This window comes from Comamonas sp. CMM03, from assembly GCF_019218715.1.
GTDB classification, from domain to species: Bacteria; Pseudomonadota; Gammaproteobacteria; order Burkholderiales; family Burkholderiaceae_C; genus Comamonas; species Comamonas terrigena.
Window position 1 is genome coordinate 551876 of record NZ_JAHUXB010000004.1, and the last position, 17793, is coordinate 569668.

12 protein-coding genes are annotated in these 17793 nt (G+C 66.5%); 7 read left to right on the top strand and 5 right to left on the bottom strand.

Features of this window, described 5'->3' with window-relative positions; genetic code table 11:
- Positions 1–97: 97 nt before the first annotated feature.
- Together KW830_RS16335 and KW830_RS16340 are read left to right on the top strand one after the other, a co-directional pair.
- Positions 98–2704: a GGDEF and EAL domain-containing protein gene (locus KW830_RS16335; RefSeq protein WP_218333740.1), complete on the top strand. Its 2607-nt coding sequence runs from the start codon at positions 98–100 to the stop codon at positions 2702–2704.
- Between the two features lie 169 nt (positions 2705–2873).
- A complete protein-coding gene (locus KW830_RS16340) occupies positions 2874–4667 on the top strand; it encodes a monovalent cation:proton antiporter-2 (CPA2) family protein (protein WP_066536359.1) in 1794 nt (597 codons plus the stop codon).
- 110 nt (positions 4668–4777) lie between these two features.
- Here the strand turns inward: KW830_RS16340 and KW830_RS16345 are convergent, their stop codons facing one another.
- Positions 4778–5848, bottom strand: a complete 1071-nt coding sequence (locus KW830_RS16345) for a hypothetical protein (RefSeq protein ID WP_218333741.1) — start codon at positions 5846–5848, stop codon at positions 4778–4780.
- 183 nt (positions 5849–6031) lie between these two features.
- Positions 6032–7123 carry a tartrate dehydrogenase gene (locus KW830_RS16350; protein WP_098066235.1) on the bottom strand — a complete coding sequence of 364 codons (1092 nt, stop codon included), beginning with the start codon at positions 7121–7123 and terminating at the stop codon, positions 6032–6034.
- 92 nt (positions 7124–7215) lie between these two features.
- On the opposite strand from KW830_RS16350, the gene KW830_RS16355 reads away from it, so the two are divergent.
- Positions 7216–8136 (top strand): LysR substrate-binding domain-containing protein, encoded by a 921-nt coding sequence (locus KW830_RS16355; RefSeq protein ID WP_227657915.1) that lies wholly within the window; start codon positions 7216–7218, stop codon positions 8134–8136.
- 97 nt (positions 8137–8233) lie between these two features.
- Here the strand turns inward: KW830_RS16355 and KW830_RS16360 are convergent, their stop codons facing one another.
- Positions 8234–8680 (bottom strand): GatB/YqeY domain-containing protein, encoded by a 447-nt coding sequence (locus KW830_RS16360; RefSeq protein WP_066536352.1) that lies wholly within the window; start codon positions 8678–8680, stop codon positions 8234–8236.
- Between the two features lie 199 nt (positions 8681–8879).
- Positions 8880–9092 carry a 30S ribosomal protein S21 gene (gene rpsU / locus KW830_RS16365; RefSeq protein WP_003052999.1) on the bottom strand — a complete coding sequence of 71 codons (213 nt, stop codon included), beginning with the start codon at positions 9090–9092 and terminating at the stop codon, positions 8880–8882.
- Positions 9093–9591: 499 nt separating this feature from the next.
- Between rpsU and KW830_RS16370 the strand changes: the two genes are divergently transcribed.
- A complete protein-coding gene (locus KW830_RS16370) occupies positions 9592–12843 on the top strand; it encodes an EAL domain-containing protein (RefSeq protein ID WP_083520424.1) in 3252 nt (1083 codons plus the stop codon).
- 64 nt (positions 12844–12907) lie between these two features.
- On the opposite strand, the gene KW830_RS16375 is transcribed toward KW830_RS16370, so the two are convergent.
- The gene (locus KW830_RS16375) at positions 12908–14188 is read right to left on the bottom strand and encodes an NAD(P)/FAD-dependent oxidoreductase (protein WP_066536349.1); all 1281 of its coding nucleotides are present in this window, start codon (positions 14186–14188) and stop codon (positions 12908–12910) included.
- 174 nt (positions 14189–14362) lie between these two features.
- On the opposite strand from KW830_RS16375, the gene KW830_RS16380 reads away from it, so the two are divergent.
- From KW830_RS16380 to nikR, 3 genes are all read left to right on the top strand, one after another.
- The gene (locus KW830_RS16380; protein WP_066536347.1) at positions 14363–14845 is read left to right on the top strand and encodes an acyl-CoA thioesterase; all 483 of its coding nucleotides are present in this window, start codon (positions 14363–14365) and stop codon (positions 14843–14845) included.
- Positions 14846–14975: 130 nt separating this feature from the next.
- Positions 14976–16955 (top strand): PhoX family phosphatase, encoded by a 1980-nt coding sequence (locus KW830_RS16385; RefSeq protein ID WP_066537296.1) that lies wholly within the window; start codon positions 14976–14978, stop codon positions 16953–16955.
- 235 nt (positions 16956–17190) lie between these two features.
- On the top strand, positions 17191–17685 hold the full coding sequence (gene nikR, locus KW830_RS16390; protein ID WP_218333742.1) for a nickel-responsive transcriptional regulator NikR: 495 nt from the start codon (positions 17191–17193) through the stop codon (positions 17683–17685).
- Positions 17686–17793 lie beyond the last annotated feature (108 nt).

Sequence of the window (17793 nt, forward strand, 5' to 3'; positions counted from 1 at the left end):
TATTGCGATCAATATAAAAAGTCACCGGTCCACGCAGAGGAGGGCTGCCGACCGTTGCCTCGCCACCGATTCGTCGGATGAAGCAAAAGGAATCAGCATGCAAGAGGGAGCTGCGCACGGCGCACTGTCGCAGGCGCTGCAACTGGCACAGTTGCAGGCCCTGGACCGGGTGATGGCCATAGCCGCGTTCGAGGTCGATGGCACCTTGTGCCATGCCAATGCCAATTACCTGAAACTGATGGGGCTCTCAGCGGCACAGGCCCGGGGGCGCCGCCACAGCAGCTTTTGCACGCCCGCCCTGCTGGGCAGCGACAAGTACGAGACCATCTGGTCCAGTCTGTGCGCGGGCCATGCCTATTCGGGCATAGTGGAACGCCTGCGCAGCGACGGCAGCAGCTGCTGGCTGGAAGCCACCTATTCGCCGGTGCTGGATGCCCAGGGCCGGGTGCTGCAGATCCTGAAGGTCGCCACCGACATCACGGCGCGCCATGCCCGCGAGCAGGCGCAGCAGGAGCACTTGCGCCGCCTGTCGCTGGTGGCGGACGCCTCCGACACGGCGGTGCTCATCAGCGACGGGGCTTCCTGCATCCTCCACGTCAACGGCGGCTTTACCCGTATGTTCGGCTGGACCACCGAAGAAGTGGCCGGGCGCACACCGATCGCCCTGCTGGCGCCCCAGATGTCGGAAGAATTCGTCAACATCTACCGCACCGAGCTGCGTGCCGGCCGGCCGGTGGGGCGCGAAGAGATCGTGGTTGGCAAGAACGGCCAGCGCTACTGGGCCAAGGTCATCAGCAATCCGATTCTGGATGCCGACGGGCAGTGGCGCTACACGGTGTCCATGCTCACCGACATCACCCGCTCCAAGATGCACGAAGCGCTGCAGCACCGGGTGCTCGAAGCCATGGCCCGCGAGCGGCCGCTGGCCGAGGTGCTGGAAATGGTCTGCCAGGAGGTGGAGCGCATCGCCCCGGAAGTGACGGCGTCCATTCTGGAAGTGGATGCGCAGGGCCTGATGCACCCGCTGGCGGGCCTAAGCCTGCCAGCGTCGTATTCGCAGCAGCTCGACGGCGTGGCCATCGGTCCCCAGGTGGGCTCCTGCGGCACGGCAGCATGGCGCAATGCGCCGGTGCTGGTGGACGACATCGCGCAGGATCCGCTGTGGAGCAACTACAAGCACCTGATCCTGCCGCTGGGCTACCACGCCTGCTGGTCCACCCCGATCCGCAACAGCCAGGGCCATCCCATCGGCACCTTTGCCTTCTACTACCGTGAACCCCGCACCGATGCCTCGTCGGCCTTTCACCAGCAGCTGGTGGATGCCTGCTCGCAACTGTGCGCGCTGGCGCTCGAGCGGGAACATGCCCGCGCACGCATCCGCCAGCTGGCGTTCTATGATGGCTTGACGGGCCTGCCCAACCGCAGCCTGCTGCAGGCCAAGGCCGACCAGGCCATTGCCTCGGCCGCACGCAACGACGAACAGCTGGCCGTGCTGTTCATCGATCTGGACCGCTTCAAGCAGGTCAATGACTCCCTGGGCCACCCGGCCGGCGATGAGCTGCTGCGCAATGTCGCCAGCCGCGTGCAGCAGGTGCTGCGCGGCTCCGACATTGCCGGGCGCCTGTCGGGTGACGAGTTTGTGGCGGTGCTGCCGCAGTGTGACGCCGAGCATGTCGCCAACACCATCGAGCGGCTGCAGGAGCTGCTGGCCGCACCGCTGACCATTGCCGAGACCTCGCTGGCCGTGTCCGCCAGCATCGGCATCGCCATGTTCCCGGCCGACGGACGCGATATGGAAACGCTGGTACACCGCGCCGACATGGCCATGTACCAGGCCAAGAGCCAGGGCCGCGGCCGCTTCAGCTTCTTCAGCAGCGAGATGAACCGCCTGGCCCAGGAGCGGCTGGCATTGGAGACCGCACTGCGCAAGGCGCTTCAGGAAGGCGGGCTGCGCCTGCACTACCAGCCGCAAATTGATATGGCCAGCGGCCAGCTCTACGGCGTGGAAGCCCTGGCCCGCTGGACCCATGCGGAGCTGGGCGAGGTGTCGCCGGCCCGTTTCATTCCGCTGGCGGAGGAGTGCGGTCTGATCGCGGATCTGGGCCGCTGGGCACTGGGCGAGGCCTGCCGCCAGCTGGCGCAGTGGCGCACCCAGGGGCTGGCGGTGCCGGCGGTGTCGGTCAACCTCTCGCCGTCGAGCTTCCACAACCTGGACCTGCCGCGCATGATTGCCGACACGCTGGACCGCAATGCGCTGGCCCCCCAGGATCTGACGCTGGAGCTGACCGAAAGCATTCTGCTGGACACCAACCCCAGCACCATGAAGACCATCGACGAGGTGCATGCGCACGGCGTGCGCCTGTCCATGGACGACTTCGGCACCGGCTATTCCAGCCTCAGCTATCTGCGCCGCCTGCCGGTCAGCGAGCTGAAGCTCGACCGCAGCTTTGTGGCGGACCTGGAGCACGACGAAGCTGCCCGCGCACTGAGCAGCGCCATCCTGGGTATCGGCAAAAGCCTGCACCTGACCGTGGTGGCCGAAGGGGTGGAAACCGCCACCCAGAACGTGATGCTGCGTGAACAAGGCTACCCGGTGGCCCAGGGCTTTCTGTTTTCGCGTCCGCTGTCGCCCCAGGACCTGGAGCAGTGGCTGATACGGCGCCAGGCGGAAGCGCCGGCCTTGGCGCCCGTGGCGCAGCTCTGAGCCGCTGCTGCCCGGGCTCTGAGGCCGCCGGTGAAGGGGCCTCAGCCGGGGCATTTCTGCCGCATGGCCATCCCGCGGAAGCGGCCGAAATGGCATGGGATGTGCGTTAGCATCGCTGACCCCGCCGCGCTTGCCGTGGCATTCGGAATGCACGTACAAGGAACTGCCAATGGCCGCAGACGGCAATACCAGCCAACTGGTGGGAATCGTGACTTTGCTGGGGGCCGCCGTCGTCGGTGTGCCGCTGTTCAAGCGCCTGGGGCTGGGCGCCGTGCTGGGCTATCTGGCGGCCGGTCTGGTGATCGGCCCATTCGGCATGGGCCTGCTGACCGATGCGCAGACCATCATCCATGTGGCTGAGCTCGGGGTGGTGATGTTCCTCTTCGTCATCGGGCTGGAGATGAAACCCTCCCATCTGTGGGGCCTGCGCGGGCAGATCTTCGGCCTGGGCAGCATGCAGGTGGTGCTGTCGGCCCTGCTGCTGACCGGGGTGGGGGTGTCGTTTGGCTTCCCGTGGCAGGTGGCCTTCGTCAGCGGCGCGGGCTTTGTGCTGACGTCCACCGCCATCGTGATGCAGGTGCTGGCCGAACGGGGCGATCTGCATGCGCCACAGGGCCAGCGCATCGTGTCCATTCTGCTGTTTGAGGATCTGTTGATCGTGCCGCTGCTGGCGGTGGTGGCCTTTCTGGCGCCGGCCGATGCGGCCGCCGCCAGTGCATCGGCCTCGCCGCTGTGGCAGCGCATCGGCGTTGCCGTGCTGTCGCTGGGCGCGCTGGTGGCCGCCGGCCGCTGGCTGCTGAATCCCATGTTCCAGGTGCTGGCCCGGGCCAAGGCACGCGAGGTGATGACCGCCGCCGCGCTGCTGGTGGTGCTGGGGGCGGCGCTGCTGATGGAGTGGGGCGGTCTGTCGATGGCGTTGGGGGCCTTTGTGGCCGGCGTGCTGCTGTCGGAATCCAGCTTCCGCCACCAGCTCGAGGCCGATATCGAGCCCTTCCGCGGCCTGCTGCTGGGCCTGTTCTTCCTGGGGGTGGGCATGGCCCTGAACCTGGAGGTGGTGGGGCGCAACTGGCCACTGATCGTGGCCGGGGTGCTGGCACTGATGGTAGGCAAGGCGCTGTGCATCTATCTGGTGGCGCGCTTTGCCAAAAGCCCGCATGCCGAGGCCATGGACCGCGCCATCCTGATGGCGCAGGGTGGCGAGTTCGCGTTCGTGCTGTTCACCGAAGCGCTGAAGCTGCGCGTCATGGACGCCGAGGTGAACGCCAATATGACAGCCATCGTGGTGCTGTCAATGGCCCTCACGCCCCTGGTGGTGGTGCTGTACAAGCGCTGGGCGCGGGCCGATGCGCTGTCGCTGGACGGCGTGGAAGCGCCGCAGGACCTGCAGGGCAACGTGCTGATCATCGGCTTTGGCCGCGTGGGGCAGATCGCCAGCCAGGGCCCGCTGGCCAAGGGGGTGCAGCTGTCCATCATCGACAACGACCCGGACACCATCCGCGCGGCGGCGCTGTATGGCTTCAAGGTCTATTACGGCGACGGTGCACGGCCGGACATCCTGCATGCGGCAGGGGCCAAGCACGCCCAGGCCATCGTCGTCTGCGTGGACGACAAGGCCGCGGCCACCCGCATCGTGGAGAACGTGCGGCGCGAATGCCCGCATGTGCAAATGGTGGTGCGGGCCTTCGACCGGGAACATGCGCTGGAGCTGGTGCGCCAGGATGCCGACCATGTGGTGCGCGAGACCTTTGAATCCGCCATGGTGATGGCCCGCCAGACGCTGAAGGTGATCGGCGTGGACGACGGTGAGGCCGACCTGCTGCTGGAACAGGTGCGCAGCCGCGATGCCGAACGCTTTGCGCTGGAAACCGCCGGAGGCATGTTTGCCGGCCGGGCCCTGGTGCTGGGCAATATCGAGCACATTGCCCCGCCGCGCCACGACGACGAGGCACGCAAGCAAGGCTGACGTGGGGCCGTCCGGGCTGTCAGGACTGTGTGTGGCCTTGCGTCAAGGGCTACGGGCTCTGGGGGGGAATGCGGGTGCGCCCGCCGCTCCGCAGTCCGGTGCGGGCGGGACTAGGCTTTGCCCCAGACCAGGGGCTGGGGGGCGGGTGCCAGGGCTTGCCCGTCCAGCTTGCCCAGTGCCGCTCCTTCCAGCCGGGTCACGCCCAGCGCGGCCAGCGTGGCGGGGTCCACCGCATCCAGCGGCCCCATCTGTGGCCCCTGGAAATGCGCACAGAAGGCCACGGCGTCGGCCTTTTTCACAAAGTACGCCCACACGGCCTCCAGGCGCAGGTGGCCGTGAAAAGCCTGCTCCAGCACCACGCTGTAGGGCGAGGCGTCGAACGGCACATAGTGGATGCGCTGGCGCAGCGCCCAGGAGGTGGGGCGTGCGGCCCGCTCGGCCAGCTTGAGCAGGCGCGGGCGGTCCTCCTGCACGCCCACGTAGAACAGCACGTCGCGGGCATTCACTTCCACCTCGCCGGCCTCGCTGGCGAAGCGGGCCTGGGTGCCGCTGTCCGCGCTCCAGCCGAGAAAGCGGCTCAGGCGCGTGGGCATGCCTTCCTTGCCCAGCAGGTACATGCGGTAGCGGTCGGTGACGGAGCTGAAGTCGTCCAGCTCGCGCGGTGCGTGCAGCTGAAAGAACCCCCCACCATGGGGCATCACGCGGCGATAGTCGCTGAAAAAGGCCGACGCGTTGAAGCTGGGGTTCTGCTGCGCAATGTGGCGGGTGAGCATGGCATGCAGGCTGTCGGTGACCACCTTGCACAGCGCCGCCACCGCGGGCTGATGCAGCACTTGCACGGCGGCTTCACCGTCCTCGTGGCAGTGCACTGCGAGGATGGGGGTGCCGTCCAAGGTGAGCAGGTGCCCGGTGGTGCGCCAGTGGCGCTTGGATTCTTCCTTGAACCGGTCTGCGGCCAGGCCAAAGCTGTAGACCTCATGCAACAGCAGCCGGTCTGCGTAGTGGGTCTGCAGTTGCTTCAGGATGTGCAGCGCAGCCGGGTCGCGCGGTGCGACGCGGATGGCCCCGCCGCTGAGCTGGCCCAGGGCCGCAAAGAAAATCTTGCGTGCCGTGCTGTCCCCCAGCGCAGGGGTGCAGGGCGACGCCTCCAGAAAGGAGTGCAACAGCTGGTCTGTGTCCATACCGGCTCCAGAAAAGGAAAAAGCAGGAAGCCGTCGCTGTGCACGCGGCCACCTGCTTTCTAGAGCCGGAGCGGCCGGAACGCAAAGGTTCCGGTCTGAAAGGCCGGGAAAACCGTTCCAAAGGCAGGACCGGCGATGCCGATGGACGGCCGCGCTGACCGCCGCCGCCCCTTTGTCAGCGCATCAGCCCTGGGCAATCTGCGCTGCAATGGCCTCGCCCACCTGCGTGGTGTTGGCGCTGCCGCCCAGGTCGGGTGTCTTGGGGCCGGTCTTGATGACGGTTTCGATGGCCGCCACGATGGCATCGTGGGCGGCGCGCCAGTTGCCCTCGCTGTGGCCCAGGAAATCTAGCATTAGCGCGCCGGACCAGACCATGGCGATCGGGTTGGCGATATTCTGGCCATAGATGTCGGGGGCCGAACCGTGTACGGGCTCGAACAGCGACGGGAAGCTGCGCTCCGGGTTCAGGTTGGCCGACGGAGCCAGGCCGATGGTGCCGGTGGTAGCCGGGCCCAGGTCGGAGAGGATGTCGCCGAACAGATTGGTGGCCGCTACCACATCGAAGCGGCCCGGCTGCAGCACAAAGCGCGCGGTCAGGATGTCGATGTGCTGCTTGTCCAGCGTGACTTCGGGGTAGGCCTGGTGCATGGCGTCGGCCTGCCTGTCCCACCACGGCATGCTGATGGCAATGCCATTGCTCTTGGTGGCCAGGGTCACATGCTTTTTGCTGCGGCTCTGCGCCAGATCGAACGCGTATTTCAGCAGGCGCTGGGCGCCGTGCTTGCTGTAGACCGATTCCTGGATGCAGATCTCGCGGTCCGTGCCTTCGAACATGATGCCGCCCAGCGCGGTGTACTCGCCCTCGGTGTTCTCGCGCACCACGTAGTAGTCGATATCACCGGGCTTGCGGCCGGCCAGCGGGCAGGGCACGCCTTCGAACAGGCGCACCGGGCGCAGATTGATGTACTGGTCGAACTCGCGGCGGAACTTGAGCAGCGAACCCCACAGGGAGACATGGTCGGGCACGGTGGCCGGCCAGCCCACGGCGCCGAAGAAGATGGCGTCCATGCCGCTGAGCTGGGCCTTCCAGTCGTCCGGCATCATCGTGCCGTGGGCCGCGTAGTAATCGCAGTGTGCCCAGTCGAAGTGGTGGAATTCCAGCGGCAGCTGGAATTTCTCGGCCGCGGCTTCCAGCGCGCGCAGGCCTTCGGGCATGACTTCCTTGCCGATGCCGTCGCCGGCGATGACGGCAATTTTCTTGGGGGGGATGCTCATGGTCGTGCTTTCCATCAAAGTGCGTGGGCCTGATTCTGACCCATGATGTAATGAAGCCAATCCTTTGTTTGTGCTTTGATTATTTACATATCGTGTTTAAAAACCTGCTGCCTGAAGACCTGCGCGTGTTCCTGGTCGTGGTGCGCCGCGCCAGCTTTGTGGCGGCCGCGCAGGAGCTGGGGGCCTCGCCGGCCTATGTGAGCAAGCGCATCCGCCTGCTGGAGCAAGAACTGGCCGTCAGGCTGTTGCACCGTACCACCCGCCGCGTGGCGGTGACGGAGGAAGGTGAGCGCGTCTTCCAATGGGCACAGCGCATCCTGGATGACATCGACCATCTGGTGCAGGATGTGAGCACCACCCGCGCCGAAGTGCGTGGTCTGCTGCGCGTGAGCAGCAGCTTTGGCTTCGGCCGCAATGTGATTGCGCCGGCCTGCTCCAGGCTGATCGCGCAGCACCCCGGCCTGCAGGTGCGGCTGGAAGTCTTGGACCGCATTGTCGACGTGGCGGCCGAAGGGTTCGATCTGGATGTGCGGGTGGGCGACGAGATTGCCCCCCATCTGCTGGCCAGGCGGCTGGCGGCCAACCACCGCGTGCTCTGCGCAGCACCCGCCTATCTGCAGCGGCGCGGGGCACTGCGCAGCATCGATGAGCTGCCGGCCCACGACTGCCTCGTCATCAAGGAGCGCGACCACCCGTTTGGCGTGTGGAAGCTGCGCGCCGGTGCCGAGGAGCGCACGCTGAAGGTGACCGGCCCGCTGTCCACCAACAACGGGGAGATGGCCGTGCAATGGGCCGTGGATGGCCACGGCATCATCCTGCGCTCCATCTGGGATGTGCAGCCCATGCTGGACGACGGTCGTCTGGTGCCGGTGCTGGCCGGCTGGACCCAGGAGGCCAATGTCTGGGCGGTCTATCCCAGCCGCCTGAGCCGCTCGGCCAAGGTGCGCGTGGCGGTGGAGTTCCTGCAGCGCTACCTGGTGGAGGAGGCGGGCCTGCAGGGGCCTGGCGCGTGAAGCCCGCAGCGGATGAGCAGCTGGCTGTAGCTGTGCTGCAGGCATAAAAAAAGCGCCCGCAGGCGCTTTTTTCCATGGCTCTCCAAGAGTCCGGCGCTTACTTGCTCAGCGCAGCCTTCACGGCGGCCGACACCAGTCCCATATCGGCCTTGCCTGCCAGCTGGGACTTCACGGCGCCCATGACCTTGCCCATGTCGCCGGGGCCGGTGGCACCGACTGCGGCCACGATCGCGGCCACGGCGGCGGTGATTTCGGCCTCGCCCATGCGTTCGGGCAGGTAGACCTTCAGCACTTCCACTTCGGCCTTTTCGACATCGGCCAGATCCTGGCGGTTGGCGCTTTCGAAGGCGGCGATGGAATCCTTGCGCTGCTTGATCAGCTTGTCGACGATGGCGATGATGGCTGCATCATCGAGCTCCACGCGCTCGTCCACTTCCTTTTGCTTCATCGCGGCCTGCAGCAGGCGGATGGTGCCCAGGCGTGCGCTGTCCTTGGCACGCATGGCGGTTTTCATATCTTCGGTAATCTGGGCCTTCAAGCTCATCGCTCTCTCCTGGGTGCGGGCGGATGGGGCGTGACACTGGTCACGGCGTTGCAGTGCCTTGCCTCGGTGTGGCGCTCCATCTGCGGGGAGGTCACTGCGCCGCAATCTGTGTTCGCAGTGGCCAGAAAACAAAAAACCCGCGCTTGGCGTCCCTAGCGCGGGTTGCGGCTTTTAAGGGCCGACGAATCCTAGAGGCTGATTAGTACAGCTTCTTGGGCAGCTGCATGCTGCGCACGCGCTTGTAGTGGCGCTTGACGGCGGCAGCCTTCTTGCGCTTACGTTCAGCGGTGGGCTTTTCGTAGAATTCACGAGCGCGCAGGTCGGTCAGCAGGCCCAGCTTTTCGATGGTGCGCTTGAAGCGGCGCAGAGCAACTTCATAGGGTTCGTTTTCTTTGACGCGGATGGTAGTCATTCAATTTCCAGATATATCTGTGCTGCCAGCGGGTTCTCGGGAAGATCGGGCCTAAGAGCCATGTACAGCGGTTGTCCCCGTCTCTATGAACTAGTATGGCGGACGGGGTTGCCAGCAAAGTCGAGCATTATAGCCGCATCCTTGGCGCATGCAAGCCGCCCGGCCGCAGCCAGCGCATTTCGCCCTGTCTCCGCTGCGCGCAGGGGGGCCTGCGGATTCCTCTGGAAGGCGCTGATGCGGCGGGCGGCCCCGGCAGGAACCGGCCCGCAGCGCCGCCTGCCGATTCCTGTCGTTCTCAGTGGCTTCCAGTCGCTGCCCATCGTTTCCTGTCGTGTCCCGCCTCCAGCCTGGGCTTCGCTGCGCTCGCTGTCGCCTGGGGGCCACCGCCGCCACGCATGCCGGTGCAATTGGGTGCGGAATTTGCTAGAGCCTCCAGGCTTTGTCAGATTCACCACAGGGCGGCCGCTGCCAGCGCAGGACGGGCCGCCGCGGAGGCGCCATGTCGTTGATGTACCGGGTTTCGAGTTGGTTGGGACGCCTGAGTGTGGGTCGCAAGTTGATGCTGATTTACCTGCTGGACCTGTCCGCGGTGATTTATGTCTCCAGCATCCTGATCCACGAGAAATACCTGTCCATCGATTTCACGCGCAAGGAAATCGTCGGCACCACCTACGCCGCCGTGGTGCGCGACGGCCTGCTGGGCCGCTTTCTGCCGGCCGACCAGCAACCCCTGCCCGTCGCGCAGGCCCTGGAGCGGCTGGCCCAGGTGCGCCAGGCGCATGACGCGCAGTTGCAGACCACCCAGGCCAGCCAGGAGTTTGCCGACACCTTGCAGGCCCTGGCCCCGCTGTCGCCCCAGGAAGGGGCGGCGCTCTCGCGCCTGCGCAACCAGCTGCTGCGCGACGGGCGCGAGCTGCTCACCACGGTCAGCAACCAGTCCAACCTGATCCTCGACCCCGACCTGGACAGCTACTACGTGATGTCGCTGGTGGCACTGCGCTACCCGGTGCTGCTGCAGACCGTCTACGACACCATGGGCTTTCTGGCCGCCAGCCCGCTGGCGCGCAACCCGCAGTGGTCGTCGGACCTGCTGACCCTGGCCGGGCGGCTGGATGCGGTGGCGCAAGGCATAGAGTCGGACTTCAACCAGGCTTTTCTGGCCGGTTCCCCGCAGATGCGCGAAGCCCTGACCGGGCCGCGCCAGCAGCTCAAAGCCACGCTGGACGACTTCCAGCGGCAGATCCAGGACATGGCCAACGGCGATGCCACGGGCACGCTGGCCCAGCTCAGCACCCATGAGGCTGCGGTGCTGGGGGCGCTGACCGGCGCCTGGAATGTCGGCATCACCGAGCTGGAACGCCTGCTCCACCAGCGGGTGGACAGCCTGTTTGCGCGCATGTGGCTGCACCTGGGTACGGCCCTGGTGCTGCTGGGCTGCATCCTGAGCCTGGTGACGCTGGTGGCGCGCCAGATTGCCCGGCCGCTGCAGCAACTGGCCGGTGTGGCCGACAAGGTGCGCACCAGCGGTGACCACACCCTGCGTGCGCACTGGAACAGCCGCGACGAGATCGGCCGCCTGGTCACCGCCTTCAACGGCATGCTGGCCCAGCTGGACCACGAACGCCTGCTGCAGCAGGAGCTGGCGGCCAGCGCCCGCGCCGCCCAGGCGCAGCGCGAACTGGTGGAGGCTTTCCCGATCCCGATGGTCGTGACCTCGATTCCGGAGCACCAGGTGCTGCACGCCAATGCCCCGGCGCAGCCCTGGCTCAACGGCCGGCGGCTGGACCCCTGGGCCGTGGGCCTGGAGGCCGGCGTACGGGCACGCTTCTTCCAGCGGCTGGCGGACCAGGGTGTGGTGGACGAATTCGAGGTGCGCTGGAAAGGCGGCGCCGAACCCTCGTGGGCGGTGCTGTCGGCACGGCGCCTGCAGTTCCAGGGGCAGGATGCGGTGCTGACGGCGTTCACGCCCATCAATGTGCTCAAGGTGATGGAGCAGCGCCTGGAGCTGTGGGCCAAGGTGTTCGAAGCCTCTTCGGAGGGCATCATCATCATGAACGCCGAGCAACACATCATCAGCGTGAACAAGGCGTTCTGCCGCAGCACCCAGTACGACTTCTACGAAGTCATCGGCGAGAGCCTGGACCTGCTGCTGGAAGAACGGGAAGGCGAGCCGCTGTCGGCACAGATTTCGCGCACCATGGTGGAGAAGGAATCCTGGCAGGGCGAGGTGCGCTTTCGGCGCAGAAACGGCGAAACCTATCCCGCCTGGCTCATGGTCTCGGCAGTGCGGCCGGTCAAGGGCGAGGCGGTGCTCAACCACATCGGCATTGCGATCGACATCACCGACCGCAAGCTCAATGAAGAGCGCATCCAGTTCCTGGCCCACCACGATGTGCTGACCGAGCTGCCCAACCGCTCGCTGTGCGTGCTGCGGTTGCAGGCGGCGCTGGCCCAGGCACAGCTGACGGGCGAGAAGGTGGCCGTGCTGTTCATCGACCTGGACCGTTTCAAGACCATCAACGACACCCTGGGCCACCACATCGGGGACGGCCTGCTGCGCTCGGTGGCCGGGCGGCTGCAGCAGTCGGTGCGCAGCTGCGACACGGTCAGCCGGCTGGGCGGGGACGAGTTCGTGGTGGTGATGCGCGGCGTGACCGGGCGCGCCGATGTGCAGAACATGGTGGAGCAGCGCCTGATCCGCCTGATCCGCCAGAGCCATTCCGTGGAAGGGCACGAGTTGAATGTGTCCTGCAGCGTGGGCATTGCGGTCTACCCCGAGGACGGCGCCGACATCGAGGAGCTGATGCGCCGCGCCGATGCCGCCATGTACGAGGCCAAGACCACTGGCCGTGACATGGCCTGCTTCTATTCGATGGAAACCGACCTGCGGGGCCAGGCGCGCCAGACCATGGAGCAGCAGCTGCGCCGCGCCATCGAGCGGGGCGAGCTGAGCGTGCACTACCAGCCCCGGGTGGGGGCGCGCAGCGCCCAGCTGCTGGGGGTGGAGGCGCTGCTGCGCTGGAACAGCGCGCTGCTGGGATCCGTGCCGCCCAGCGAATTCATTCCCATCGCCGAAGAAACCGGGCTGATCCGCAGCCTGGGTGCCTGGGTGCTGGAGCAGGCCTGTGCGCAATGGATGCGCTGGCAGGACAGCACGGTGGCGGGCGGTGCGCTGATGGGCGTGGGGCTGTCGGTCAATCTGTCGGCCGTGCAGCTGGCCGATCCCTCGCTGGCGGCCGACATCCGCGCGGTGCTGGAGCGCACGGGCATGCCGGAGCAGCACCTGGAGCTGGAGATCACCGAATCCCAGCTGATGGAAAGCGCCCCCAGCGTCGCCGACCAGGTGGTGGCGCTCAAGCTGCTGGGCGTGCAGCTGTCCATCGATGACTTCGGCACCGGCTACTCCAGCCTGGCCTACCTCAAGCGCTTTGACATCGACCGGCTGAAGATCGACAAATCCTTTGTCCACGACATGCTGGACGATCCGGCCGATCTGGCCATCACGCGCGCCATCATCAGCCTGGGGCACTCGCTGGGCCTGAAGGTGGTGGCCGAAGGCGTGGAAAACCGTGCCACGGCCCAGATGCTCAGCGCACTGGCCTGCGAGGAATTGCAGGGCTTTTATTTCAGCCGGCCCTTGCCGGTGCCCGAGCTAGAGCGCTGGGCGCATGCCTACCTCGGGTCCGATCCGCTGTGGCGGCCCGGCACGGCGGGCGGGACCGTGGCCGGCGGGGCGGCGCTGGCGGAATAGGGTGCGAAATAAGCGGGGGCGCTGCGGCTGCAGCCGCCAGCGGGGTGGCGGGTGGCGGGTGGCGTCAGTCCGCTGCCATGCCGGCCGACAGCGCCATGGCCTCGGCACAGGCGGCTGCGCTGGCCCAGGCCCACTGGAAGTTGTAGCCGCCCAGCCAGCCGGTGATGTCCACCACCTCACCAATGGCGTACAGGTCGGGCTGGGCCTTGCACTCCATGGTCTGCTGCGACAGCGCCTTGGTGTCGATGCCGCCCAGCGTCACTTCGGCCTTTTTGTAGCCCTCGCTGCCGGTGGGCGTGATTTCCCAGCGGGTGATCTGGTCGGCCAGCTTGGCCAGGGCCTTGTCGCTGGCCTCGTTGATGGGGCGCTGCAGCTCGGGGTGCTGGGCCACCCAGGCCTCGGCTAGGCGCGTGGGCATGTGCTGGGCCAGCTCGTTCACCACCAGCTTGCGCGACTGCAGCTTGGCACTGGCCAGCAGCTGCGCCACGTCCACGCCGGGCAGCAGGTTGATGTGCAGCGGTGCACCGTCCTTCCAGTAGCTGCTGATCTGCAGCACTGCCGGGCCGGACAGGCCGCGGTGGGTGAACAGCAGGTCTTCCAGAAAGGCCATGCGGTCTTTCTTGCTGCCGGTGCTGATTTCCACGGGCAGGGCCAGACCGGCCAGCTGGGCATAGGGCTGCCAGGCCGCGCCGTCAAAGGTCAGCGGCACCAGGCCGGCACGGCGCTCGATGAGCGGCAGCTGAAACTGCTGGGCCAGGCGGTAGCCGAAATCGGTGGCGCCGATCTTGGGGATGGACAGGCCGCCGGTGGCCAGCACCAGCCTGGGCGCGCGCACCAGGCCGCGGTCCGTGTGGATCTGGTAGCTGCCCGTGCCCTCGGTGTCCGCCCCCGCATCTGCGGGCGCATGCACCACTTTCTCGACGCGGCAGGGCTGCCAGCGGGTCACGCCGCCGTCGGCGCACTCGGCCAGCAGCATGCGGATGATATCTTCGGCGCTGGTGGTGGCAAACAGCTGGCCCTTGTGCTTTTCCTCGTAGGGAATGCCGTGCCGCTCCATCAGGGCGATGAAGTCCTGCGGGGTGTAGCGCGACAGGGCCGAGCGGCAGAACTGCGGGTTCTGGCCCACATAGTGCTTGTGCGGCGCGCGCACATCCAGATCGCGGTTGGTGAAATTGCAGCGTCCGCCCCCGGAGATGCGGATCTTCTCTGCCACCTTCTCGGCATGATCGATCAGCAGCACCTTCAGCCCGCGCTGGCCGGCCTGGGCGGCGCAGAACAGCCCGGCCGCACCGGCCCCCAGGATCACGGCGTCAAAGTGCAGGGCGGAGGTGGTGTCGGAAGGCATGGCGCGGTGAAAGCAGGCAGGTCAGGGCCGCCGGTGGCGGCTGCTGGGGGGCAGGTGCGGCGCCAAGCACAGGCGCCGCTGCAAAGGCGGCAGTGTAGCCAAGCCCTGTGCAGGCGGTGGGTTGAGCACGCCATGCCCTGCCAAAACGGGTGGCGCTTTCTACAATCGCCGTCCATGAACCTGCCCGCACACCAACTCAGCATGACGGTGCTGATGTCCCCCGATATGGCCAACTTCTCCGGTAATGTGCATGGGGGCGCCATCCTCAAGCTGCTGGACCAGGTGGCCTATGCCTGTGCCAGCCGTTACGCGGGCCGCTATTGCGTGACGCTGAGCGTGGACCAGGTGATGTTTCTGCAGCCCATCCATGTGGGCGAGCTGGTGACCTTTCTGGCCAGTGTCAACTACACCGGCACCTCGTCGATGGAAATCGGCATCAAGGTGGTGGCCGAAGACATCCGCAGCCAGGTGGTGCGCCACGTGAACAGCTGCTTCTTCACCATGGTGTCGGTGGACGACGACAAAAAGCCCGCCCCCGTGCCCGCACTGCAGCTGGAAACTGAGGAGCAGACGCGCCGCTGGCAGGCCGCGCTGATCCGCAAGGACATGCGCAAGGAAGTGGCCCAGCGCTTTGCCCAGACGCGCAAGCCCAGCTGACGGGCTGCAGCGCATGTGACGCTCCGGTGGCAGTGGTGTGACCGCCGCGGTCACACCGGGCCGGCTTGTCACGCGACTGTCATGGCGGCTTTCCACAATGCCGGCATCCCACACGATGCCCGAGGAAAACATGCCATTTGCCCGCACCACGCCGTCTATTGCGATCGACAGCGAAGACCTGCCCACCAACCTGTCTGACAACCCGCATTTCCAGAGCGTGGTGGAACAGGCCGTTTCGCGCCGGGGCTTTTTGCGCAGCGGCACCGGTCTGTCGGCGGCCCTGTTCCTGGGCCTGGGCGGCGGCGTGGCCGGCCTGGCGGGCTGCGCCACGGGCGGCAGCCGCAGCGGTTCCCCGCTGATGGGCTTCACCGCCATCCCCATCAGCACGGACGACGCTGTGCACATCGCCCCCGGTTACACCGCCACGGTGCTGGCACCCTGGGGCACGCCGCTGCTGGACGGTGCGCCCGCCTTCAAGGGCGACGGCAGCGAAGATGCCGCGGCCCAGGCGCTGCAGCTGGGCGACAACCACGACGGCATGCATTTCTTTGCCATCGACGGCAAGAACGACGAAGGCCTGCTGGTACTCAACCACGAGTACTGCACCGTGGACGACAAGAAGAAGCACTATGTCTGGCTGTTCGGCGCCCAGGGCGAAGCCGTGGCCCGCAAGTGGGGCCGCGACCATGTGCACAAGGCCATGAATGCGCATGGCGTCTCGGTGGTGCACATCCAGCGCAATGCCCAGGGCCGCTGGGACCTGGTCAAGGACAGCCTCTACCACCGCCGCATCACCGCCCACACTGCGATGGAACTGACCGGCCCCGCCGCAGGCGATGCGCTGCTGCAGACCCAGGGCGACCCCAGCGGCCGCCGCGTGCAGGGCACGTTCAACAACTGCGGCAACGGTTTCACCCCCTGGGGCACCTACCTGACCTGCGAAGAGAACTTCAACAACTACTTCGGCACCACCAGCGGTGCCGACCAGCGCACGGTGGCGCAAAAGCGCTACGGCCTCTCGGCCCAGGCCAGCCTGTTCCAGTGGGAAGGCCACGAGCCGCGCTTCGACTATGTGAAGCACCCCCAGGAAAGCCACCGCTTCGGCTGGATCGTGGAGATCGATCCCTTCAACCCCACCAGCATGCCCAAGAAGCGCACGGCGCTGGGCCGCATCAAGCACGAGAACGCCGCCTTCGCCCTGAGCAAGGACGGCCGCGCCGTGGTCTACATGGGCGACGACCAGGCCGATGACTACATCTATAAATTTGTCTCAGACGGCAAGTATGTGAAGGGCGGCGACAACAGCCGCCTGCTGGACAGCGGAAAGCTTTATGTGGCGCGCTTCGGCGCCGGTGCCACGCCGGGCGACTTTGCCGGCACCGGCGAATGGCTGCTGCTGGACAAGGCCGCAGACCCCAAGCTCCAGGCGGACAGCCGCTTTGCCAACCAGGCCGCTGTGCTGGTCTACACCCGCCTGGCCGCGGACGTGGTGGGCGCCACCAAGATGGACCGGCCCGAATGGGTGGCCGTGCACCCGCATACCGGCGAGGTCTACGTGACCTTGACCAACAACAGCGGCCGCAAGGCCGCGGACGAAGCCAATCCGCGCGAGAAGAACATCTACGGCCAGATCGTGCGCTGGCGCGAAACCGGCGGTGATGCCGCTGCCACCACGTTTGCCTGGGACATCTTCGTGCTGGCCGGCAACCCCATGGTGCACACCGACCGCAAGGATTTGCGCGCCGGATCGGCCAATGTCACGGCGGACAACAGCTTCAACAGCCCAGACGGCCTGGCCTTCGACAACGACGGCCGCCTGTGGATCCAGACCGATGGCAAGTACAGCAACCGTGGCGACTACGCCGGCCAGGGCAACAACCAGATGCTGTGCGCCGACCCGGTGAGCAAGGAGATCCGCCGCTTCTTTGTCGGCCCCAAGGAGTGCGAGGTCACGGGCATCAGCTTCACGCCCGACAGCAAGACCATGTTCATCAACATCCAGCACCCGGGCGAAGAGGGTGACAGCCACTGGCCCGGCGGCGGCAACAGCATCCCGCGCTCGGCCACTGTGGTCATCACCAAAAATGATGGTGGCGTGATCGGAACTTAAGGCGCGCACGCGCATCCATAGACAGGACATGCATCCGGGCCCACAAGGCCGGGGCGCATGGCAAGGGCTGGCGCAGTGGTGGATGTGCCAGCCCTTGTTGTTTGGGGAAGGCGCTTTTGGTGCATGCCAGTGCCAGGCACCAAGCTGGTGCAGAGATGCACCGGGTCGGTGGCGGCCGCGCGGGGAATTTCGGCCTTATCCTCGGCGACAGGCACCGTACTTGCTAATTTTCCGCATGCAAAGATTCACCATCTCCCTGGACGACGAACTGGCCGACGAGTTCGAGCGCTACATGCACCGGGCCGGCTATGCCAACCGCTCGGAAGCCATCCGCGACATGCTCTACATCCGCCTGGGCCAGCAGCGCGAGCAGGCCGACCACCAGGGCGACTGCATGGCCGTGCTGTCCTATGTGTACGACCACCACGCGCGCGATCTGACGGAGCGCCTGGCACGCCTGCAGCATGCGCGCCACCAGCTGACCATCTCCACCACCCATGTGCATGTCGACCCCTTGCAGTGCCTGGAAACCGTGCTGCTGCGCGGCCCGGCGGGCGAGGTGCGGGCGCTGGCCAACGCCATCATGGCCGAGCGCGGTGTGCACCATGGCCAGCTGAATGTGGTGATGGGCCAGGACGCACAGGGCCATTCCCATGAAGCTTCCCACGGCGGCTCCCATGGTCATGCACATGACCATCCCCATGAGCACTCCCATGACCATTCCCGTTAGCGACGGCCTGCAGCGGGCCTGACGGTACGGGCAGGCCTGCCGGATGCGGACCCCGGCGGCAGCGGTGTGGCGGTTGGTATGAAGTTTGCATAAATCTTCATAACTGCA